We start from the raw sequence: 21,333 nt of genomic DNA on the forward strand, positions 1-21,333 counted from the left end.
CTCACACCTTCAGTTCCTGAGCGAGGCGACCCGGCACACCGCCGATCGAACCCGCGCCCATCGTAATCACCACATCACCGTCGCGCACCACCGTAGAGAGCGCGTCCGGCACTTCATCGACCGTATCGACGAACACCGGCTCGACCTTGCCCGCGACACGCAGCGCGCGCGCCAATGCGCGGCCGTCCGCGGCGACGATCGGCGCTTCGCCGGCCGCATAGACTTCGGTCAGCACGAGCGCGTCGACGGTCGACAGCACTTTCACGAAATCCTCGAAGCAATCACGCGTACGCGTGAAGCGGTGCGGCTGGAACGCCAGCACCAGGCGCCGGCCCGGAAATGCGCCGCGCGCCGCCGCAACCGTGGCGGCCATTTCGACCGGGTGGTGACCGTAGTCGTCCACCAGCGTGTAGGAGCCCGCGGCCTCACCGTCACTGACGACCGGCACTTCGCCGTAACGCTGGAAGCGTCGGCCGACGCCGTTGAAATCCGCGAGCGCTCGCTGGATATCGGCATCTTTCACTTCAAGTTCAGTCGCAATTGCAATGGCGGCCAACGCGTTCTGCACGTTGTGCTCGCCCGGCAGGTTCAACGTGACGTCGAGCGGCGCCGCGTCTTCGCGCATCACGGTGAAATGCATGCGTCCTTCGCGCGCTTCGACGTTGACCGCGCGCACCTGCGCCTCGGCAGCCAAACCGTAGCGGATGATCGGCTTCGATACGAACGGCAGGATCTCCTTCACGTTCGGATCGTCGACGCACAGCACCGCGATGCCATAGAACGGCAAACGGTGCGTGAATTCGATGAACGCCTGCTTCAGACGCGCGAAGTCGTGACCATAGGTATCCATATGATCAGCGTCGATGTTCGTGATGACTTCGATCACCGGGAACAGGTTCAGGAACGACGCGTCCGATTCGTCCGCCTCGGCGACGATGAAGTCGCCGGTGCCCAGACGCGCATTCGCGCCGGCACTGATCAGCCGGCCGCCGATCACGAAGGTCGGATCGAGCCCGCCCGCGGCGAGCACGCTCGCGACCAGCGAGGTGGTCGTGGTCTTGCCGTGCGTGCCGGCGATCGCGATACCCTGCTTCAGTCGCATGAGTTCCGCCAGCATCACCGCGCGCGGCACGATCGGAATGCGGCGATGACGCGCGGCCAGCACTTCCGGGTTGTCGCTGCGCACCGCGGTAGACACCACCACCGCGTTCGCGCCTTCGATGTTCTCCGCCGCGTGCCCGATCGAAATGCGCGCACCGAGCCGGGCGAGGCGCTCGGTGACCGCGTTGCCCGACAGGTCCGAGCCGCTCACCTGATAGCCGAGATTGACGAGCACTTCGGCGATGCCGCTCATGCCGACGCCGCCGATGCCGACGAAATGAATATGTTTGACGATGTGTTTCATTGCTTTCCTTCTGGGCTCACGCCCGCCATCGAACCCGCACCCGCCACCGTCGCGCAGATCTGCGCGACCTGTTCGGTGGCATCCGGTTTCGCGAGCGAGCGCGAACGCTCCGCCATTTCCGCGAGACTTTCCCGCGTCTGGCTACGCAACCAGTCGGCGAGCTTTTCCGCCGACAGGTCGCGTTGTTGCACGACCAGCGCCGCGCCGTTGTCGGCGAGAAACGCTGCATTAGTGGTCTGGTGATCGTCGACCGCGTACGGGAACGGCACGAACAACGCCGCGACGCCGACCGCCGATATCTCCGACACCGTCATCGCGCCCGAGCGGCAGATCACCAGATCGGCCTGCGCATAGGCGCTCGTCATGTCGTCGATGAACGGCACGAGCGACACGTCCGCGCCTGCCCGCAAGCCTGCGGCCGCGTAGTTCTCGCGCAGCGCGTCGATATGCTTCGCACCCGCCTGATGCACGATGCGCGGTCTTTCATTGGGCGCTAACAGCGCGACCGCACGCGGCACGACTTCGTTCAACGCAGCGGCGCCGAGACTCCCCCCCACGACGAGCACGTTGAGCGGACCGTTACGCTGCGCGTAGCGTGCTTTGGGTGCATTCGCGCGCGCAAGTTCCTCACGAATCGGATTGCCGGTCCATTCGCCGTGCGGCAGCGCATTCGGAAACGCGACCAGAACGCGTTTCGCGAGCTTCGCGAGCACCTTGTTCGCGAGACCGGCGATCGAATTCTGTTCGTGCAGCACGAGCGGGCACCCGCTCAGCGCGGTCATCAGCCCGGCCGGGAACGTGATGTAGCCGCCCATGCCGAGCACGACGTCGGGCTTCACGCGACGCAGCACACTCAGGCTCTGCGTGCACGCGCGCAGCAGGTTGACCGGCAGCATCAGCTTGGTCTTCAGCCCCTTGCCCCGCACGCCGCCGAAGCGCACGTACTCCATCGGAATGCCGTGCTTCGGTACCAGCGTCGCTTCCATGCCCGCGGGGTTGCCGAGCCATACGACTTTCCAGCCCCATGCCTGCATCAGATGCGCGACCGCGAGCCCCGGGAACACGTGTCCCCCGGTGCCGCCGGCCATCACCATCAGCGTGCGTTGTGGCAGAGCCGTCATACCTTGCCCCCACGCATCAACACACGATTCTCGTAATCCACTCGCATCAACACGGCGATCGCGACACAGTTCAGCAAGATGCCCGACCCGCCGTAGCTGACGAGCGGCAATGTGAGGCCTTTGGTCGGCAAAAGACCGAGGTTCACGCCCATGTTGATGAAGGTCTGCGCGCCGAACCAGATGCCGACGCCCTTCGCGACCAGCCCCGCGAACGTGCGATCGAGCGCGAGCGCCTGACGGCCGATCTCGAACGAGCGGCGCACGATCCAGTAGAACATCAGGATAACGACGAGCACGCCGACGAACCCCAGTTCCTCGCCGATCACCGCGAGAATGAAGTCGGTATGCGCTTCGGGCAGATAGTTGAGCTTCTCGACGCTGCCGCCGAGACCGACGCCAAACCACTCGCCACGCCCGAACGCGATCAGCGAGTGCGTCAATTGATACGCCTTGCCCTGTGCGTAGCGATCGTCCCACGGATCGAGGTACGCGAAGATCCGCTCACGACGCCACGGCGACGCCCACACCAGCAACGTGAACGTGCCCACCGCGGTCGCGACGAGGCCGCCGAACAGCTTGCCGTTCACGCCGCCGAGAAACAGCACGCCCATCGCGATCGCCGCGATCACCATGAACGCGCCCATGTCCGGCTCGAGCAGCAGCAGCGCGCCGACCAGGCCGACCGCGACCGCCATCGGCAGAAAGCCCTTGGCGAAGCTGTGCATGTATTCCTGCTTGCGTACCGTGTAGTTCGCCGCGTAGATCGTCACCGCGAGCTTCATGATTTCCGACGGCTGCATGTTCGTGATGCCGAGCGGAATCCAGCGGCGCGCACCGTTCACGCCCTTGCCGACGTGCGGGATCAACACGATCACGAGCGCGACGAGCGAGATCAGGAAGAGCTTCGGCGCGTACTTGTCCCACGTCGAAATCGGAATGCGGAACGATACGATGCCGACCGCCGAGCCCATCAGCACGAAGACGATCTGGCGCACGAGGAACGCCCAGTCGCGATACGACGCGTACTTCGGCGAATCGGGCATCGCGATCGACGCCGAGTACACCATCACGATGCCGAGTCCGAGCAGCGCGACGACGACCCACAGCAGCGAGTGGTCGTAGTCGAGCATGCGCGAGCGCAGCGGCCGCACGCCGTTGACCGCGCTCGCGAGACCGCTGCCGCCCGTGCGGGTCGACGTGCGGGAAGACGTACCTGCGGCGGCGCCGTTGCCGCCGGTGGCTTCGCGCGAGCCGAAACGTTCCGACCAGCTCATATCATCGTCCCCCGTTCGGCCGCGATATCTTCGACCGTGCTGCGGAATACCGCCGCACGATGTGCGTATCCCTTGAACATGTCGAAGCTCGCGCACGCGGGCGACAACAGCACCGCGTCGCCGGGCTGCGCGATGGCGGTGGCTGCGCGTGTCGCTTCTTCGAGCGTCGCGTGATCGGTCATCGCGACGCCGCAATGTTCGAGCGCCGCGCGAATCTGCGGCGCGTCGCGGCCGATCAGCATCACCGCGCGGCACCAGCGCATCACCGGCGCGGCGAGCGGCTCGAATTCCTGGCCCTTGCCGTCGCCGCCCGCGATCAGCACGACGCGTTGCGCGAGACCATCGAGCGCGGCGACCGTCGCGCCGACGTTGGTGCCCTTGCTGTCGTCCACGAAGTCGATGCCGTCGATCGACGCGATCAGTTCCACGCGATGCGGTTCGCCGCGGTATTCGCGCAGGCCGTGCAGCAGCGGCGCGCCGGGCAGACCGATCGCACGCGCGAGCGCGTACGCGGCTAATGCGTTGGCGGCGTTGTGCAAGCCGCGGATGCGCAGCGCGTCGGCGGGCATCAGACGCTTCAGCGCGATGTCGGGCGTTGGGGCTGCTTCGTTCTTGCGACGGCGCTTCGGCGTGGACGCCCCGAAGGAAGTCCCCTTGGGGGATTCGTCGGTCGCGTCACGATCTTGCGCTTCGACGAGCCACACCATGCCGTTCTCGCGCAACAGGCCGTAGTCACCGTCGTTCTTCGGCTCGGTCACGCCGAACGTGATGACCTCCGCCTCGCCGCTGGTGGGCGCGAGCGACATCACACGGGCGTCGTCGCGATTCAGCACGCGCACCGTTCGTGTACCGAAGATGCGGCCCTTCGCGGCCGCGTACGCATCGAGTCCGCCGTGCCAGTCCAGATGATCCTGCGTGATGTTCAGCACGACCGCCGCGTCCGGCGTAAAGGTATGCGAGGTCTCCAGCTGGAAGCTCGACAGTTCGAGCACCCACACGTCGGGCAGCGCGGTCCGGTCGATCGCTTCGGACAGCTTGTCGAGCAGCGACGGGCTGATGTTGCCCGCCACCGCGACCTTCTTGCCCGCGCGTTCGCACAGCAGGCCGGTCAGGCTCGTCGTCGTGGTCTTGCCGTTCGTGCCGGTGATCGCGATCACCTTCGGCGCGTAGCCGGACTCGCCGAGCGTGCGCAGCGCCTGCGAGAACAGTTCGAGCTCGCCCCACACCGGAATGCCCTGCTCGCGCGCCGCCGTGATCAGCGGCAGCAGATCGGCGGCGAGCGGCGACAGCCCCGGGCTGATCGCGACCAGTTCGACACCTTCGAGCAGCACCGGCGAAAACGGACCGCCGACGAAATCGGCATCGACACCATGCGCTTCGAGCGCGGACAGGTTCGGCGGCACTTCGCGCGTATCTGCCACGCGCAGCCGACAGCCGTGCCTGGCGCACCAGCGCGCCATCGCGAGACCGGATTCACCCAGTCCCAGCACGAGCACCATCGGCTTTTGCCGATCCCGAAACTTCTCGCCGAACATCGCCTGCTTCCTTAAATACTGCTGCTTAACGCAATTTGAGAGTGGACAAACCGAATAGGCACAACATCAACGTGATGATCCAGAACCGCACGACCACCTGTGTTTCCTTCCAGCCCGACAATTCGAAATGGTGATGCAGCGGCGCCATCTTGAAGAAGCGCCGCCCTTCGCCGAAACGGCGCTTCGTGTATTTGAACCACGTGACCTGCAGCATTACCGACAGCGTCTCCGCAACGAAAATGCCGCCCATGATGAACAGCACGATTTCCTGACGCACGATCACCGCGACCGTGCCGAGCGCGCCGCCGAGTGCGAGCGCGCCGACGTCGCCCATGAACATCTGCGCCGGGTGCGTGTTGAACCACAGGAACGCAAGCCCCGCGCCACCCATCGCCGAACAGAAGATCAGCAATTCGCCCGCGCCGGGAATGTGCGGAAACAGCAGGTATTTCGAGTAGACCGAGCTGCCCATCACGTACGCGAACACACCGAGCGACCCGCCGACGAGCACGACCGGCATGATCACGAGGCCGTCGAGGCCGTCGGTCAGATTCACCGCGTTGCTCGCGCCGACGATCACCAGATACGTCAACACGATGAAGCCCCACACGCCGAGCGGATACGTGATCGACTTGAAGAACGGCAGCAACAGGTCAGCGCGCGCGGGCAGGCCCATCGACAGGCCACTGCGCACCCACGCCATGAACAGGTCGAACACGCGCACGTTGCTCGCCTCGGACACGCTGAATGCGAGATACACCGCCGCGAACAGGCCGATCACCGATTGCCAGAAATACTTCTCGCGCGATGACATGCCGCGCGGGTCCTTGTAGACGACCTTGCGGTAATCGTCGACCCAGCCGATCACGCCGAAGCCGAACGTGACGAGCATCACGATCCAGATGAAGCGGTTGGTCAGATCGGCCCACAGCAGCGTGGCCACGCCGATGCCGAGCAGGATCAGCACGCCGCCCATCGTCGGCGTGCCCGATTTGACGAGATGAGTTTGCGGGCCGTCCTTGCGAACGGCCTGGCCGACCTTCATTGCGGTCAGCTTGTGAATGACCGCCGGGCCGCAGACGAGCCCGATCAACAACGCGGTGATGGTCGCCATCACCGCGCGAAACGTCAGATAACTGAACACGCGCAAGAAGCTTGCGTCATTCTGCAGCCATTGCGCCAGCGCCAGTAGCATGCCTGGATCCTTCTATTTCAATGTGCGGCGGGCGTCGTGCCCGCTGCGTTGGGTTGTGGACTCGTAACGGCGTCCACCACGCGCTCCATCTGCATGAAGCGCGAGCCTTTCACGAGAAGCGTTGCGGCAGCGCCGAAGCCGGCCTGCTGCAGTTGCGCGACCAGCGCGCCGACATCGGCGACGTGGTGCGCGCCCGCGCCGTATGCGGTGCAGGCGTCGCGCGAGGCGTCGCCCATCGCGTACAGCGCGTCGATACCGCGCTCTTTCGCATATGCGCCGATTTCGCGGTGAAACGCCGGCCCGTTGTCGCCGACTTCGCCCATGTCGCCCATCACGAGCACACGCGGCGATGCACGCGACGCGAGCACGTCGATTGCGGCGCGCATCGAATCGGGATTCGCGTTGTAGGTGTCGTCGATCACGGTTGCGCCCGCGAGCGAGCCGAGCGCGGCCTGCTTGACCTGCAGACGGCCCTTCACCGGGCCGAACGATTCGAGTCCGCGCTGGATCGCGTCGAGCGACACACCCGCGGCCAACGCGGCCGAGGTCGCCGCGAGCGCGTTGTGCGCGTTGTGATCGCCGAGCACCTGCAGCGTCACGTCGAGATGGCCTTGCGGCGTGTCGATGCTCAAACGCTTGCCGTCGAAGTTGCCCTGCACCGCGGCTTCGGTCGTGCGCTCGGCGCTGTTCAGCGCGAAGTCGATGATGCGGTTGCCGGTGGCGGCGACGCGCCAGATGCTCGCGTACGCGTCGTCGGCGGGGAACACTGCCGTGCCTTCGGGCGACAGCGCGTGAATCACGCTCGCGTGTTCGAGCGCGACCGCTTCGACGGTCGCCATGAATTCCTGGTGCTCGCGCTGCGCGTTGTTGACGACGGCGACCGTCGGCTCGGCCAGCTTCGCGAGCAGTTCGGTTTCGCCCGGATGATTCATGCCGAGCTCGACCACCGCGAGCCGATGCGCGGCATGCAGACGGAACAGCGTGAGCGGCAGGCCGATGTCGTTGTTGAAATTGCCAGCGGTCGCGAGACGCGCGTCCGTGCCGACCGCGGCCGCGAAGATCGACGCGATCATTTCCTTGACCGTGGTCTTGCCGTTGCTGCCCGTGACCGCGACGAGCGGCAGGTCGAACTGACGACGCCAGCCGCGCGCGAGCGCGCCGAGCGCTGCGCGCGTATCGGCGACGCGAATCGCCGGCACGCTCCAGTTCTCCGGCGTGCGCGCGACCAGCACGGCGGCGACGTTGCGCTCGGCGACTTGCGGCAGGAAGTCGTGCGCGTCGAATCGATCGCCCTTGATCGCGATGAACAGATCGCCGGGGCCGGCGCTGCGGCTGTCGGTCGACACGCGTTCGAAGCGCACGCTGTCGTCGCCGGTGACGCTCGCGCCGGGAATCTGCGCGGCGGCTGCACGTAGCGAGAACATCGTCATTCGCCACCTCCGCGAGTTTGCGTGGCCCGCGCGGCGAGCGCGAGGCGGGCGTGGTCCTGATCGGAGAAAGCGCGTTTCTTGCCCATGATTTCCTGTGTGGCTTCGTGCCCCTTGCCGGCCAGCACGATCACGTCTTCGCGCGCGGCGCCGCGGATCGCCTGCAGGATCGCGCTCGCGCGGTCCTCGATGCGGCGCGCCTTCGACGCGTCCTGCATGCCCTCGGCGATTTGCTCGATGATCGCGAGCGGATCTTCGCTGCGGGGGTTGTCACTCGTCACGACGACGTTGTCCGCCAGCCGCTCGGCGATCGCGCCCATCAGCGGACGCTTGGTCGCATCGCGGTCGCCGCCGCAGCCGAACATGCAGACGAGTTCGCCGCCGCGCGCGGTCGCGATCGGGCGCAGGGCCTCGAGCGTTTTTTCGAGCGCGTCGGGTGTGTGCGCGTAATCGATCACGACGAGCGGCTCGTCGTTTTGCAGTCGGCCGCCCAAACGCTGCATGCGGCCGTTCACCGGTTCCAGCTTGGCGAGTTCGGCGAGCGCCGCGTCGAACGGCACTTCGGCGGCGAGCAGCACGCCGAGCACCGCGAGCAGATTGCTCACGTTGAAGAGGCCGAGCGTTTGCACTTCGACGTCGGCGTTGCCCCAGTCCGACGTGCTCAGATGAAACGCGGTGCCGGTCGCGGTCGCACGCACGTTCGATGCGGTCAGCCACGCGTCCGCTTCTGGCGCATTCGTGGCGCCGGCGTCGCCGTGCTCGCCCTCGATGCCATAAGCGATGGTGCGAGCGTGACCACGCGTGCTCGCGAGAAAACGCCGTCCGGCGGCATCGTCGCGATTGATCACGGCCGCGCGCAGCTCTGGCCATGCGAACAGGCGCGCCTTGGCGGCTTCATAGGCCTCGAACGTGCCGTGATAATCGAGATGGTCCTGCGTCAGATTCGTGAACACCGCGATGTCGAAAGCGGTGCCGTTCACGCGCCCCTGATGCAGCGCATGCGACGACACTTCCATCGCCACCGCCTGCGCGCCCGCGTCACGCAATTGCGCGAGGCTGCGCTGCAATTGCGGCGCGTCGGGCGTCGTGAAACCTGTGTGCACGAGCTGGCCAACGAGGCCGGTGCCAAGCGTGCCGACGATCGCACAGCGCGTGCCGCGCGCGGACAGCGCCGCGGCGACCCATTGGCTGCAAGATGTCTTGCCGTTCGTGCCGGTGATGCCGACCGCGAGCATCGCGTCGCTCGGATCGCGATACCACGCGCTCGCGATCGTGCCGGCGAGTTCGTTCAATGCCGGTACCGCATGCGCGACGGACGCGTCGAGCTTGCCGGCGAAGCCTTCGGGTTGCACGAGCACGGCGGCCGCGCCGCGCTCGATCGCCGCGTCGATGAACGCGCGATTGTCCGCGCCATCGACCGCGTACGCGAAGAACGCGTCGCCGGCCGCGAGCGAGCGCGTGTCGGCGTGCAGATGCGCGCCTGGCTGCACGTGCGCGTGCAGCCAGGCGAGGGCGTCGGCGATCTGCCGGTGCGCTGGATGTTGCTCGCGCAGCGCGCTCATCGCTCGACTCCTGGATGGGTTTTCTGGTTGGCGGAAATGGTCATCTTCTTCACGCCGGGGTTCGTCGGCAGCTTCTTCGCCCCGGGCGGCGCGGACGGCGCGCCGGGCGCGGGCGGCGCCGAATCGTCGGACACGACCATCTGCTTGACGGGCATGTCGGGCGGCACGTTCAGCGCGCGCAGCGTATCGCCGACGATGCCCGAGAACACCGGGCCCGACACCTGGCCGCCAAAGTGGCTACCCGCCGTCGGCTCGTCGACCGACACGGCGACGACGATGCGCGGATTCGGCATCGGCGCCATGCCGACGAACGACGCGCGATATTTGGAGTGGTCGTAGCCGTGCGGCCCGTGCTTGTACGCGGTACCGCTCTTGCCGCCGACGCGATAGCCGGGCACCGCCGCATCCGGCGACGTGCCTTGCGCCGACACGACGGTTTCGAGCATCGCGCGCACTTCACGCGCGGTGGTCGGCGAAAAGATCTGCGGGCCGGTGGCCGGCTGGTCGCCCGGCGCGTGGAAAATCGTCACCGGCATGATCTGGCCGTCGTGCGCGATCGCGGTGTACGCGCGGCCGAGCTGGAACAGCGACACCGACAGGCCGTAGCCGTATGACATCGTCGCCTGCTCGATGCGGCGCCAGCTCTTCCACGGACGCAGGCGGCCCGCCGCCGCGCCAGGAAAACCGACCTTCGGCGCCTGGCCGAGACCGACGCTGGTATACATATTCCACATTTCTTCGGGCCGCAGCTGCATCGCGATCTTCGTCGCGCCGATGTTGCTCGACTTCTGGATCACGCCGCCGACCGTCAGCACGCCGAAGCCGCTGTCGTCGGTAATCGGCGCGCCGTCGAGTACGAAGTGACCGTTGCCCGTATCTACCAGTGTAGTCGGCGTCACCCGGTGCAGATCGAGCGCGAGCGACACCGTGAACGGCTTCATGATCGAGCCCGGCTCGAAGGTGTCGGTCAGGATGCGGTTGCGCAGCTGTTCGCCCGTCAGGTGCGAGCGGTCGTTCGGGTTGTACGTCGGGTAGTTGACGAGCGCGAGCACTTCGCCGGTGCGCACGTCGATCACCATCGCCGCGCCGGCCTTCGCCTTGAATTTCTCGACGGCCGCTTTCAGGTTCGTATAGGCGATGTACTGGATCTTGCTGTCGATCGATAGGTCGACGTCCTTGCCATTGTGCGGCACGACCTGCTCGTCGACGTCCTCGATGATGTGACCAATCCGGTCCTTGATCACGCGACGGCTGCCCGATGTGCCCGCGAGCAGCTTCTGGTCGCCGAGCTCGACGCCTTCCTGGCCTTCGTCCTCGACGTTGGTGAAGCCGATCAGGTGAGCGGTGATCTCGCCTTCCGGGTAGAAGCGCTTGTACTCGGCGCGCGAGTAAATGCCGGGGATGTCGAGCGCCGCGACTTTGTCGGCGACGTCGACGGGCACCTGGCGCTTCACGTAGACGAAGGTCTTGTCTTCCGACAGCTTCGAGCGCAATTCCTTCGCGGTCATGCCGAGCAGTTTGCCGAGCGCGTCGAGCTTGTCGGCGCCGAGGTCGTCCGGCACCGATTCGGGAATCGCCCAGATTGCGCGCACCGGCAGACTCGTGGCGAGCACGAGGCCGTTGCGGTCGAGAATCTTGCCGCGCGTGGCCGGCATGTCGATGCGGCGCTGATAGCGGATTTCGCCCTGCTTCAGATAAAACGCGTTGCCCGGCCCCTGAATCCAGAACGCGCGCGCGGCGAGCGCGACGAACGCCATGAACAGCAGGAACACGACGAGCTTCGAGCGCCACATCGGCAGGCGCACCGACAGAATCGGGTTGGCCGAAAACGCAACGCTCTTGTGAGCCGACGATTTTTTCATCGCGTGGCTCCGCGACGGGTCGCGACCGGCGCCGAGGCGGCCGCGGAGGTCGGAATGGGAGCGTCGATCGCCGTTGCGGCACCCGGGGCGAGCGTCAGGTACTGCGTGCGGCCCGTGGTGGCCGACTGCATCTTCAGCGAGGCGGTGGCGAGTTGCTCGATGCGCGACGTTTTGGACAGCGCGCTCTGCTGATATTGAAGCTGCGAATAGTCCTGCTGCAGCTGACGCTCCTGCGACTGCGCGCGCTGCAGCTGGATAAAGATCTGACGCTGCTGATTGGTCGCGTTGACGACCGACAAGGCACAGCCCATCACGATGATCAGCAGGAAGATATTGAGGCGGTTCATGGCGCGATCCGCTCCGCCACGCGCATCACGGCAGAACGGGCGCGCGGGTTGTCGGCGACTTCTGCGTCGCTCGCAAAGACGCGGCCGATGATCTTGAGCGGAGGGCTCGGCAGGTCGACCGCGCGGATCGGCAGGCGGCGGTCGACCGCCGGCGTACTTGCGTGCGCCTGCATGAATCGCTTTACGATACGGTCCTCGAGCGAATGAAAGCTGATGACCACCAGCCGCCCCCCTTGCTCCAACAACGACAACGCTGCTTCTAGAACGACTTGCAGCTCCGCAAGCTCTTGATTGACGTGAATCCGTATAGCCTGAAAGGTGCGGGTTGCCGGGTCCTTGCCCTTCTCACGGGTTTTGACGACGTTAGCCACGATTTGGGCAAGCTCGCCCGTGCTGACGAGAGGCCCAAGACGGTCGGACTCTGCCCGGCGAGCAACAAGCGCCTTTGCAATCTGAAAAGCAAACCGTTCTTCCCCATAATCTCGTATCACCTCCGTCAGTTCCTGCACCGTAGCCCGCGCGAGCCAGTTAGCCGCGGATTCGCCGCGCGTCGGGTCCATCCGCATGTCGAGCGGGCCGTCGGCGCGGAAGCTGAAGCCCCGCTCCGGATCGTCGACTTGCGGCGACGACACGCCCAGATCAAGCAACACCCCCGACACACGCCCTACCCCGCGCTCCGCCATCGCGGCGCGCAGTGAAGCAAAACTCTCGTGGACGATGGCAAAGCGCGGATCGGCGATCTTCTGCGCAGTCGCGATCGCGAGCGGATCTTTATCGAACGCGATCAATCGCCCCGCTTCGCCGAGCCGCTCCAGCACGAGGCGGCTATGGCCGCCACGGCCGAACGTGCCGTCCACATACGTGCCGTCGGCGCGCGTGACCAGCGCATCGACCGCTTCGTTCAACAGCACCGTGCGATGCTGCAATTCGTTTCTCATCGCAGAAGCCATATAAATAAGCCGCGATCAGAACGTGAAGTCTTTCAACGCGTCGGGCATGCCCTCGGCGATCGCCGCCTGTTCCTTCGCCGCGTAAATCTGTGCATCCCACAGCTCGAAGTGACGGCCCATGCCGAGCAGCGTCACTTCCTTCTCCAGCGAGCCAGCCGCGCGCAACTCGGGCGACACGAGCACACGGCCTGCGCCGTCCATATCCACATCCATTGCATTGCCGAGAAAAATGCGTTTCCACCAGGCTGCGTTCATGGGCAGCTTGTCGACCTTGTCACGGAAGATTTCCCATTCGGGGCGCGGAAAGAGCAACAGGCAGCCGTCCGGATGCTTGGTGATCGTCACCCGGCCCTCTGCCTGTGTTTGCAGCGCATCCCGATAACGAGAGGGAATCGACATCCGCCCTTTCGCATCGAGCGTCAGCGCCGACGCCCCTTGGAACACTTCGCTCTCCCCTATTGCGGTGCTGTTTGCGCCGCCCGCCCGGTCCGTGAAAATCTACCTGAAAGTGATGCTGAGAACACACAAAAATACACTTTCTCACACTGTCTCCCACTTTAGAGGAACGCTAAACACGGGTCAAGGGAGCGGCCGGCTTTTCAGGCGAATTTTGTTTGTTAGAACAAGGACTTAGCGCGACTCCTTCACGTCCCGTATAAAACGGAAAACCGTTATAAATGAATGGGCTAGTGCAACTTGTGAAGGTGATACGTGAACAGTGCGAGGAAACAGCGCGGATTGAAAGAGATCGTTAAGGGAATCTGAAAGGGAAAAGGCGGCGCTGCGGGGACGGTTGACGAACGGCGTGCGCGGCGCCGTCCCACTTGCGAATAATGCGTTCAGCGATGGTCGGCGCGATACGCGCGGCGCTCCGGTCGGCGAAGCAAAGCAGGCGAAACGCTCATATGTAATAGGCGGTGCGCGTCATCACCTTCGACATCGCACGCATCAACGCGCGCGCCGGAAACGGCAACTCGATGCCGCCCGCGTCCATCGCTGCCTTGCCGTGCCGCGCTTCATCGGCGCGCATCTGCTCGACGATCGCGCGCGATTCATGGTCCGCGGCGGGCAGCTGATCGAGATGGCTGTCGAGATGCTGCTCGACCTGGCGCTCCGTTTCGGCCATGAAGCCGAGACTCACGCGATCGCCGAGACGTCCCGCGGCGAGCCCGATCGCGAGTGCGCCGGTATACCACAGCGGATTGAGCAGACTCGGACGCGAGTCGAGCGCCTCCAGGCGTTTCGCGGTCCACGCCAGATGATCCTCTTCTTCCGACGCGGCGTGATCGAACATGGCGCGCAATGAAGGCGAGTCGGTAGCGAGTTTCTGCGCCTGGTAAAGCGCCTGCGCGCACACTTCGCCGACGTGGTTCACCCGCATCAAACCAGCCGCATGCGCGCGCTCCGCGGGCGAGAGTTCGGGAGCCTCGGCCGTCGCCGGGCAAGCCTGCGGAAGCGGCAGCGGACGGCTCATCCGCGAGACCCCCGTCAGTGAGCGTAAACCCCGATCAAACTCGCCAATCAACTCTTCCAGCAACATAAAACGCTCCCTGATTCGACAACCGCCGCATCGTTCCGGAAGGTCCGTGCGACAAGGCCTTGCGACGCGAAACCCGCGGTCCGACAGGCATCAATCCGCATGAAATGGGCGGTTAATCTCGGATTCTAGACCATGTTGCGTAAACGAAACAGCGGCCGTCCGGAGCGCTTCCTTTTTCTTTGTCCCATGTATGCCTTTTGTTACATTACGTGGCAACTTCTCGCGAAGTTGGATAAGCAAGGCCTCAGCACTTACTAAATATTTCGCCTTGAACAAAAGATTCGTAATCCTTGGAGATCATTCGATGAAAAAGTCGCTTCTCGCTCTCGCAGCACTGGGCGCGTTCGCAGGCGTCGCTCATGCGCAGAGCAGCGTGACCCTGTACGGCATTGTTGACGTTGGTATCAACATGAATACCAACGCTGGTGGCTTTCACAAGTACGACATGTCCAGCGGCGTCCTGCAAGGCTCGCGTTTCGGCCTGCGTGGCACGGAAGATCTGGGCGGTGGTCTGAAGGCGCTGTTCGTTTTGGAAAACGGCTTTGACGTGACCAACGGCAAGCTCGGTCAAGGCGGCCTGATGTTCGGTCGTCAGGCATATGTCGGTCTGTCGAGCACCTTCGGCACGGTCACGCTGGGTCGTCAGTACGACTCCGTCGTCGACTACGTGGGTCCGTTCGAATCGGGCGATCAGTGGGGCGGCTACATCGCCGCTCACCCGGGCGATATCGACAACTTCAACAACGCGTATCGCACCAACAACACGATCAAGTACACGAGCGCGAACTACAACGGCCTGACGTTCGGCGGCACGTATAGCTTCGGCGGCGTTGCGGGTGACTTCACGCACAACCAGATCTGGTCGTTGGGTGCCGGCTATAACAATGGCCCGCTGGCATTGGGCGTTGGTTACCTGAACGCACGTACGCCGGCAGCATCGGGTGGTCTGTTCAACAACGGCGGCACGATCGCAACGAACACACCGGCCGTGGGTACTACTCCGGCTAGCTTCGCAGTCACGAGCCCGATTTACGCTGGCTTCGCATCGGCTAACACGTATCAGGTCGTCGGCGCAGGCGGTGCGTACACGTTCGGCGCGGCAACCATCGGCCTGACGTATTCGAACATCCAGTTCGGCAACCTGGGCAAGACCTTCACGTCGCCGTTCACTGGCCAGAAGGCTACGTTCAACAACGGCGAAATCAACTTCAAGTACCAGTTGACCCCGGCACTGCTGGTCGGCGCAGCGTATGACTACACGCGCGGCACGCAGATCGAAGGTAACTCGCGTGCTCAGTACCATCAGGGCGCACTGGGCGTGGATTACTTCCTGTCCAAGCGTACCGACGTGTACCTGGTCGGCGTGTACCAGCACGCTCTGGGCGACACGGTCAACGCAACGGGCCAGGTGGTCGCAGCAACGGCAGGCATCAACGGCCTGACCGGTTCGTCGACCAACAACCAGTTCGCGGCTCGTGTTGGTATCCGCCACAAGTTCTAATAAGTCGTAAAAAAGCAGTTTGCCTCAAAGGCGCCTTCGGGCGCCTTTTTTTATGCGCGGGTTTTGATGGCGCAACGAAAAAGCCCGGCGCACTTTCGTGCGCCGGGCTTCTGTTCTTCGCTCGCTTAAGCCCTGCCGTCGCGCAACTCGCGGCGCAGGATCTTGCCGACGTTGCTCTTCGGCAGCTCGGTGCGGAATTCGACGACCTTGGGCCGCTTGTAGCCGGTCAGTTGCGTTTTGCAGTACGCGAAGATCTGTTCGTCGGTCAGCGACGGGTCCTTCTTCACGACGAATAGCTTCACGGCCTCGCCGGAATGCTGATCGGGCACGCCGACCGCCGCGACTTCGAACACGCCCGGCAGCTTTGCGACGACGTCCTCGACTTCGTTCGGATACACGTTGAAGCCGGACACCAGAATCATGTCCTTCTTGCGATCGACGATCTTCACGAAGCCGTCCGCGCTCATGATGCCGACGTCGCCGGATTTAAAGAAGCCGTCGGCCGTCATCACCTTGGCGGTTTCGTCGGGCCGGTTCCAGTAGCCCGCCATCAGCTGCGGGCCGCGGATGCAGATCTCGCCTGCCTGGCCGGCCGGCACTTCGTTGCCTGTGTCGTCGCGAATCGAGATTTCGGTCGACGGCAGCGGCAGGCCGATCGTGCCGCTGTATTCGGTAACGGTCACGGGATTGCAGGTCACGCACGGCGACGTTTCCGACAGTCCATATCCTTCGACGATCGGCGTGCGCGTCCGCTCGAACCAGCGCTTCGCGACCGCCTCCTGCACCGCCATGCCGCCGGCGTTCGCGGTCAGCAGCTTCGAGAAGTCGAGCTTGTGAAAGTCGGGGCTGTTCAACATCGCGTTGTACAGCGTGTTGACGGCGGGAATCGTCGTGATCGCATAACCCTCGAGCGACTTGATCATGCCGGGGATATCGCGCGGATTCGGGATCAGCACGCCGAGACCGCCGGTGCGGATCGTCAGCAGCCCGCACACGGTCAGCGCGAACACGTGATACAGCGGCAGCGCGACGACCGTGATGAACTGATCGATATCGGTGCGGTTCGCGCGCACCGGATTGAGCCAGACCTCCGACTGCAGCACGTTCGCGATCAGGTTCCGGTGCAGCAGCGTCGCGCCCTTGGCCACGCCGGTGGTGCCGCCCGTGTATTGCAGAAACGCGATATCGTCAGGTCCCTGCTGGACCGGCTTGAACGTCAGGCGCGCGCCCTCCGAGACCGCGTCGTTGAACTTGACGTGCCCGGGCAGGCTCCACGCCGGCACCATCTTCTTGACCTTGCGCACCACGAAGTTCACGAGCGGGCCTTTGATGCCCATCAGGTCGCCCATCGTCGCGACGACCACATGCTTGACCGGCGTATTGCGCACGATTGCCTGCAAGGTCCCCGCAAAATTCTCGAGCAGGATGATCGCCTCAGCGCCGCTGTCCTTCAGTTGGTGTTCGAGTTCGCGCGGCGTATACAGTGGATTCACATTCACGACCACATAGCCCGCGCGCAGAATCGCGGCAATTGCGACCGGATACTGCAGCACGTTCGGCATCATGATCGCGACACGCGCGCCGCGCGGGAGCCCTTTCGACTGCAGCCACGCCGCAAGATCGCGCGAGAGCTCGTCGAGTTCACCATAGCTAATCTGCTTGCCCATGCACACGAACGCCGGCTTCGTGCGGTGTTCGCGAAAGGCTTCCTCGAGCAACTCGGCCACCGACGAATAGCGTGTCGGGTCGATCTCTGCGGGAACGCCGGGCGGATAAGACTTCAGCCAGATTTTCTCCATGCAGCGTCTCCTGAATTATTTTCGAATGATCGTGCTAAAAACGCATCGTAGCATGGGCATATTGCGGCCAATGGCCAAACCGATGGGGTTAGACGGCAGCCTCGAACTTGCGAGGCTCGCCGTCGGCTTCAAGGTGCGGTGCGGCTTTCAGGCCCGCTTGACTTCGACGAGGCAGTCGTAAAACGTCGCGGAACCGCCGAGATCGGTCAATGCCTGGCTCGTCAACTGGTTGGCGTTGCGGCCGTCCGGCGCGAGCTTCTTCCACCAGATCGACAACCCGACGACGAGACCTTCGCGCGCGCGGTCCGTCACGCGGGCCCGCGCCTGCATCGAGCCGCGGTCGTTGAAGATGCGCACCTGATCGCCGTCGCCGATGCCGCGCGCGTGCGCGTCGGCAGGGTGGATGTCCAGATGCGGCTCGCCTTCCGTCGCGCGCAGACTCTCGATGTTCACGAAGGTGCTGTTCAGGAAGTTGCGCGCGGGAGGCGAAATCATCGCGAGCGGATAGCGGGCCGCCAGTTCGGGCGAGCCGTCGGCCGATTCGTAGGGTGGCAGATAGTCCGGCAGCGGGTCGAGGCCCTGTTGCGCAAGGCGCTCGCTGTAGAACTCGCACTTGCCGGATGGCGTGCGAAAACCGCCGTCGGCAAATGGCGCGTCGGGCAGATCGAGACGGGCCCAGCCGGCTTGCTTCAGCATCGGCCAGTCGACACCGTCCAGTGTCTTGTCTTCCCAGCGAAATGCGGCTTGCGCGACGGCTTCGTCGCTGTCGAAGAGTGACGGTTCCGTCAAGCCCATGTGGCGCGCGAGGCCGCGGAAGATCTCGGTATTCGGGCGTGCGTCGCCAAACGGCGCGATGGCGGGCAGGTTAACCATCACGTGCGTGTGGCCGTATGACTTGTGCACGTCGAGATGCTCGAGCTGCGTCGTGGCGGGCAACAGCAGGTCGGCGTAATCCGCGGTGTCGGTCTGGAAATGCTCGAGCACGATCGTGAACAGATCCTCGCGCGCAAAGCCAGCCGCGACGCGTTCGGAGTCCGGCGCGACCGCGACCGGATTCGAGTTGTAGACGACGATCGCCTCGACCTTGGGACCGAACGTCGCGTCGCCCGGATGTAGCAGCGCATCGCCGATCGCATTCATATTGATCACGCGGCTCGGCTTCGACGGCCAGCCCGGCATCAGGTCGGGGCGCTGCAACGCGTGCGAGTCGACCGGCGCCCAACCGCTCGACGACAACAGCGCCCCGCCCGCGCGCTCGCGCCATGCGCCGGTCAGCGAAGGCAAACACGCGATCGCGCGCACTGCATTGCCGCCGCCGCGCACCCGCTGCAGACCGTAGTTCAAGCGGATCGCGGCTTTCTTCGTGCCGGCGTAAAGTCGCGCAAGCTCGGCGATTTCCCCCTCTTTAACGCCACAAATTTCGCTAACGCGTGACAGTGGATAGCTGAGCGCGCGCAGCTTCAAGGCAGCGAAGCCCAGCGTGTGCGCGGCGATGTACTCGTGGTCGAGCAGATCCTCGGTGATCAGCACGTTCATGATGCCTAGCGCGAGAGCCGCGTCGGTTCCGGGCTTCAGCGCGATGTGCTGATGGCATTTCTCCGCGGTCAGCGAGCGATACGGATCGATCGCGATCAGCCGGGCGCCGCGACGCTTGGCTTCCTGCGCGCGCGTCCAGAAATGCAGATTCGATGCGATCGGATTGGCGCCCCAGATCAGGATCACTTCGCTTTCGGCGAAAAACTCGGTGTGCATACCGACGCCGGCGCCATACGTGTATTTGAGGCCAGCTGCGCCGGCGGCCGCACAAATCGTTCGATCCAACTGCGATGCGCCGAGCTTGTGGAAGAAGCGTTGCGCGATGCTATCGCCCTGCACCAAGCCCATCGTGCCAGCGTAGCTGTAAGGCAGAATCGCTTCCGGCGCGCGACGGGCAATTTCGCCGAGGCGGTTTGCGGCAAAGTCCAATGCTTCGTCCCAGCTGACCGGCGCGAAGCGGCCCTCGCCCTTGCGGCCGACACGCTTCATTGGCGTCGTCAATCGGTTCGGATGGTATACACGCTCCGCGTAGCGGCTGACCTTCGTGCACAGCACGCCCTGAGTCGGCGGATGGTCGGGATCCCCGGCGACCTTGATCGCGCGTCCGTTGTCGACGGTCACGCGCATCGCGCAGGTGTCGGGGCAATCGTGCGGGCACACGGCGCGCGCGAATTCGGTCGGGGCGTTCATCGGCAAGGTGTCCTTGCGAGCAGTAAGCGATCGGGCAAAATGGAATTTTATTACGTCAATGGGCCGCCGACCCGGGTGGTGCCGCCAAAAATGCCTTCGGCGTAGAATGAATTATCCGCAGTGCCCGGGCCGACGCGGTCCGCGGCGATCTCATGCTCGTCGAGCACAAACGCATAATCACTCCATCATGAAACTCATCCCCGAAATTCAGGCCGCTCGCGGTGAAATCCAGACCCTTCGACGAACCATCCATGCCCACCCGGAACTGCGCTACGAAGAGACGGCGACCGCTGATCTCGTCGCGCGTTCGCTTGAGTCCTGGGGCATCGAGACCCACCGTGGCTTGGGCAAGACGGGCGTGGTCGGCGTATTGAAGCGCGGGAACGGCTCGCGCGCGATTGGTTTGCGCGCCGACATGGATGCGCTGCCGATCCAGGAGCTCAACAGCTTCGATCATCGTTCGACGAACGACGGCAAGATGCACGCGTGCGGGCATGACGGACATACTGCGATGCTGCTCGGTGCCGCGCACTACCTAGCCAAACATGGTGATTTCGACGGCACGATCGTGTTCATTTTCCAGCCGGCCGAAGAGGGAGGCGCGGGCGCGAAGGCGATGATCGACGACGGCCTGTTCACCCAATTCCCCGTGGACGCCGTGTTCGGCATTCACAACTGGCCGGGCATGCCGGCGGGCCACTTCGGCGTGACCGAAGGTCCCATCATGGCGTCGAGCAATGAATTTCGCATCGAAATCAAGGGCGTCGGCTCGCATGCGGCACTACCGCACAATGGCCGCGACCCGGTCTTTACGGCAGTGCAAATTGCCAGCGGACTTCAAAGCATCATCACGCGAAACAAAAAGCCGCTGGACACCGCGGTACTGTCGATTACGCAAATACATGCCGGCGATGCGGTCAATGTCGTGCCGAACGACGCCTGGATCGCGGGAACGGTGCGGACCTTCACTACAGAAACGCTCGACCTGATCGAGTCACGCATGCGCAAGATCGCGCAGAGTACAGCCGAAGCATACGATTGCTCCGTTCAGATCCAGTTCCACCGGAACTATCCGCCGACGATCAACAGCAGCGAGGAAGCGCGTTTTGCGGCGTCGGTCATGAAAGAGATCGTTGGCGCAGAAAATGTCGATGACGCAGTTGAACCGACGATGGGCGCCGAGGATTTCTCGTTCATGCTGCTGGCGAAACCGGGCTGCTATGCGTTTTTGGGCAACGGCGACGGCGGCCACCGCGAAGCCGGCCACGGCGCGGGCCCTTGCATGCTGCACAACGCGAGTTATGACTTTAACGACGAGCTATTGCCGGTGGGGTCGACGTATTGGGTTCGACTGGCGCAAAAGTTTCTGACTCAGGGTAAGTAGAGGGTTGAGACGCATTGAGGCGGGTGGAGGGTTTCGCTTACTTCAATGCTGTTTGTTAATTTCGACGCGTAAACGCAGAAACCCCACCGCTGCGGGTGGGGTTTCTGGCTTTTGGGGGAGCCTGACGATTACCTACTTTCACACGGGCAATCCGCACTATCATCGGCGTGGAGTCGTTTCACGGTCCTGTTCGGGATGGGAAGGG

16 protein-coding genes are annotated in these 21,333 nt (G+C 64.1%); 2 read left to right on the plus strand and 14 right to left on the minus strand.

Features of this window, described 5'->3' with window-relative positions:
* Nucleotide 1: 1 nt before the first annotated feature.
* The 12 genes from murC to coq7 all read right to left on the minus strand — a co-directional run bounded on the left by murC (nucleotide 2) and on the right by coq7 (nucleotide 14,218).
* The gene (gene murC, locus AB3X95_RS08870) at nucleotides 2-1,405 is read right to left on the minus strand and encodes a UDP-N-acetylmuramate--L-alanine ligase (RefSeq protein ID WP_176365560.1); all 1,404 of its coding nucleotides are present in this window, start codon (nucleotides 1,403-1,405) and stop codon (nucleotides 2-4) included.
* Nucleotides 1,402-2,526 (minus strand): undecaprenyldiphospho-muramoylpentapeptide beta-N-acetylglucosaminyltransferase, encoded by a 1,125-nt coding sequence (gene murG, locus AB3X95_RS08875; RefSeq protein WP_176365559.1) that lies wholly within the window; start codon nucleotides 2,524-2,526, stop codon nucleotides 1,402-1,404. Before murG ends, murC begins: the two co-directional genes overlap by 4 nt.
* Nucleotides 2,523-3,800, minus strand: coding sequence for a putative lipid II flippase FtsW (ftsW, locus tag AB3X95_RS08880; protein ID WP_176121921.1), 1,278 nt, complete (start codon nucleotides 3,798-3,800; stop codon nucleotides 2,523-2,525). The genes murG and ftsW overlap by 4 nt, the downstream gene beginning before the upstream one ends.
* The gene (murD, locus tag AB3X95_RS08885) at nucleotides 3,797-5,335 is read right to left on the minus strand and encodes a UDP-N-acetylmuramoyl-L-alanine--D-glutamate ligase (protein WP_184226501.1); all 1,539 of its coding nucleotides are present in this window, start codon (nucleotides 5,333-5,335) and stop codon (nucleotides 3,797-3,799) included. The genes ftsW and murD overlap by 4 nt, the downstream gene beginning before the upstream one ends.
* A 25-nt stretch (nucleotides 5,336-5,360) precedes the next feature.
* Nucleotides 5,361-6,530 (minus strand): phospho-N-acetylmuramoyl-pentapeptide-transferase, encoded by a 1,170-nt coding sequence (gene mraY, locus AB3X95_RS08890; protein ID WP_368621086.1) that lies wholly within the window; start codon nucleotides 6,528-6,530, stop codon nucleotides 5,361-5,363.
* Between the two features lie 17 nt (nucleotides 6,531-6,547).
* Nucleotides 6,548-7,960 (minus strand): UDP-N-acetylmuramoyl-tripeptide--D-alanyl-D-alanine ligase, encoded by a 1,413-nt coding sequence (gene murF, locus AB3X95_RS08895; protein WP_368621087.1) that lies wholly within the window; start codon nucleotides 7,958-7,960, stop codon nucleotides 6,548-6,550.
* Nucleotides 7,957-9,519, minus strand: a complete 1,563-nt coding sequence (locus AB3X95_RS08900; RefSeq protein WP_368621088.1) for a UDP-N-acetylmuramoyl-L-alanyl-D-glutamate--2,6-diaminopimelate ligase — start codon at nucleotides 9,517-9,519, stop codon at nucleotides 7,957-7,959. The genes murF and AB3X95_RS08900 overlap by 4 nt, the downstream gene beginning before the upstream one ends.
* Nucleotides 9,516-11,381, minus strand: coding sequence for a penicillin-binding protein 2 (locus AB3X95_RS08905; protein ID WP_176121925.1), 1,866 nt, complete (start codon nucleotides 11,379-11,381; stop codon nucleotides 9,516-9,518). The genes AB3X95_RS08900 and AB3X95_RS08905 overlap by 4 nt, the downstream gene beginning before the upstream one ends.
* Nucleotides 11,378-11,728 carry a cell division protein FtsL gene (gene ftsL / locus AB3X95_RS08910; RefSeq protein ID WP_176121926.1) on the minus strand — a complete coding sequence of 117 codons (351 nt, stop codon included), beginning with the start codon at nucleotides 11,726-11,728 and terminating at the stop codon, nucleotides 11,378-11,380. The genes AB3X95_RS08905 and ftsL overlap by 4 nt, the downstream gene beginning before the upstream one ends.
* Nucleotides 11,725-12,678, minus strand: a complete 954-nt coding sequence (gene rsmH, locus AB3X95_RS08915) for a 16S rRNA (cytosine(1402)-N(4))-methyltransferase RsmH (protein WP_176121927.1) — start codon at nucleotides 12,676-12,678, stop codon at nucleotides 11,725-11,727. The genes ftsL and rsmH overlap by 4 nt, the downstream gene beginning before the upstream one ends.
* Nucleotides 12,679-12,693: 15 nt before the next feature.
* The gene (mraZ, locus tag AB3X95_RS08920; RefSeq protein ID WP_013090620.1) at nucleotides 12,694-13,122 is read right to left on the minus strand and encodes a division/cell wall cluster transcriptional repressor MraZ; all 429 of its coding nucleotides are present in this window, start codon (nucleotides 13,120-13,122) and stop codon (nucleotides 12,694-12,696) included.
* Between the two features lie 457 nt (nucleotides 13,123-13,579).
* The gene (gene coq7 / locus AB3X95_RS08925) at nucleotides 13,580-14,218 is read right to left on the minus strand and encodes a 2-polyprenyl-3-methyl-6-methoxy-1,4-benzoquinone monooxygenase (protein ID WP_368621089.1); all 639 of its coding nucleotides are present in this window, start codon (nucleotides 14,216-14,218) and stop codon (nucleotides 13,580-13,582) included.
* A gap of 304 nt (nucleotides 14,219-14,522) precedes the next feature.
* Between coq7 and AB3X95_RS08930 the strand changes: the two genes are divergently transcribed.
* On the plus strand, nucleotides 14,523-15,719 hold the full coding sequence (locus tag AB3X95_RS08930; RefSeq protein WP_176121929.1) for a porin: 1,197 nt from the start codon (nucleotides 14,523-14,525) through the stop codon (nucleotides 15,717-15,719).
* A gap of 125 nt (nucleotides 15,720-15,844) precedes the next feature.
* On the opposite strand, the gene AB3X95_RS08935 is transcribed toward AB3X95_RS08930, so the two are convergent.
* The gene (locus AB3X95_RS08935; protein WP_368621090.1) at nucleotides 15,845-17,518 is read right to left on the minus strand and encodes a long-chain fatty acid--CoA ligase; all 1,674 of its coding nucleotides are present in this window, start codon (nucleotides 17,516-17,518) and stop codon (nucleotides 15,845-15,847) included.
* A 147-nt stretch (nucleotides 17,519-17,665) separates the two neighbouring features.
* Nucleotides 17,666-19,744, minus strand: a complete 2,079-nt coding sequence (locus tag AB3X95_RS08940) for a molybdopterin-dependent oxidoreductase (RefSeq protein ID WP_368621091.1) — start codon at nucleotides 19,742-19,744, stop codon at nucleotides 17,666-17,668.
* Nucleotides 19,745-19,931: 187 nt separating this feature from the next.
* Here AB3X95_RS08940 and AB3X95_RS08945 point away from each other — a divergent pair, with 187 nt between their 5' ends.
* On the plus strand, nucleotides 19,932-21,128 hold the full coding sequence (locus AB3X95_RS08945) for a M20 aminoacylase family protein (RefSeq protein ID WP_368621108.1): 1,197 nt from the start codon (nucleotides 19,932-19,934) through the stop codon (nucleotides 21,126-21,128).
* The last annotated feature ends 205 nt before the right edge of the window (nucleotides 21,129-21,333 follow it).

Source organism: Paraburkholderia sp. BR13444 (genome assembly GCF_040948755.1).
GTDB classification, from domain to species: Bacteria; Pseudomonadota; Gammaproteobacteria; order Burkholderiales; family Burkholderiaceae; genus Paraburkholderia; species Paraburkholderia youngii.

Bases quoted from the DNA above. Each gene is read 5' to 3' on its own strand.
- murC (WP_176365560.1), bottom strand. From the start codon at position 1,405: ATGAAACACATCGTCAAACATATTCATTTCGTCGGCATCGGCGGCGTC.
- murG (WP_176365559.1), bottom strand. From the start codon at position 2,526: ATGACGGCTCTGCCACAACGCACGCTGATGGTGATGGCCGGCGGCACC.
- ftsW (WP_176121921.1), bottom strand. From the start codon at position 3,800: ATGAGCTGGTCGGAACGTTTCGGCTCGCGCGAAGCCACCGGCGGCAAC.
- murD (WP_184226501.1), bottom strand. From the start codon at position 5,335: ATGTTCGGCGAGAAGTTTCGGGATCGGCAAAAGCCGATGGTGCTCGTG.
- mraY (WP_368621086.1), bottom strand. From the start codon at position 6,530: ATGCTACTGGCGCTGGCGCAATGGCTGCAGAATGACGCAAGCTTCTTG.
- murF (WP_368621087.1), bottom strand. From the start codon at position 7,960: ATGACGATGTTCTCGCTACGTGCAGCCGCCGCGCAGATTCCCGGCGCG.
- AB3X95_RS08900 (WP_368621088.1), bottom strand. From the start codon at position 9,519: ATGAGCGCGCTGCGCGAGCAACATCCAGCGCACCGGCAGATCGCCGAC.
- AB3X95_RS08905 (WP_176121925.1), bottom strand. From the start codon at position 11,381: ATGAAAAAATCGTCGGCTCACAAGAGCGTTGCGTTTTCGGCCAACCCG.
- ftsL (WP_176121926.1), bottom strand. From the start codon at position 11,728: ATGAACCGCCTCAATATCTTCCTGCTGATCATCGTGATGGGCTGTGCC.
- rsmH (WP_176121927.1), bottom strand. From the start codon at position 12,678: ATGGCTTCTGCGATGAGAAACGAATTGCAGCATCGCACGGTGCTGTTG.
- coq7 (WP_368621089.1), bottom strand. From the start codon at position 14,218: ATGTTGCTGGAAGAGTTGATTGGCGAGTTTGATCGGGGTTTACGCTCA.
- AB3X95_RS08930 (WP_176121929.1), top strand. From the start codon at position 14,523: ATGAAAAAGTCGCTTCTCGCTCTCGCAGCACTGGGCGCGTTCGCAGGC.
- AB3X95_RS08935 (WP_368621090.1), bottom strand. From the start codon at position 17,518: ATGGAGAAAATCTGGCTGAAGTCTTATCCGCCCGGCGTTCCCGCAGAG.
- AB3X95_RS08940 (WP_368621091.1), bottom strand. From the start codon at position 19,744: ATGAACGCCCCGACCGAATTCGCGCGCGCCGTGTGCCCGCACGATTGC.
- AB3X95_RS08945 (WP_368621108.1), top strand. From the start codon at position 19,932: ATGAAACTCATCCCCGAAATTCAGGCCGCTCGCGGTGAAATCCAGACC.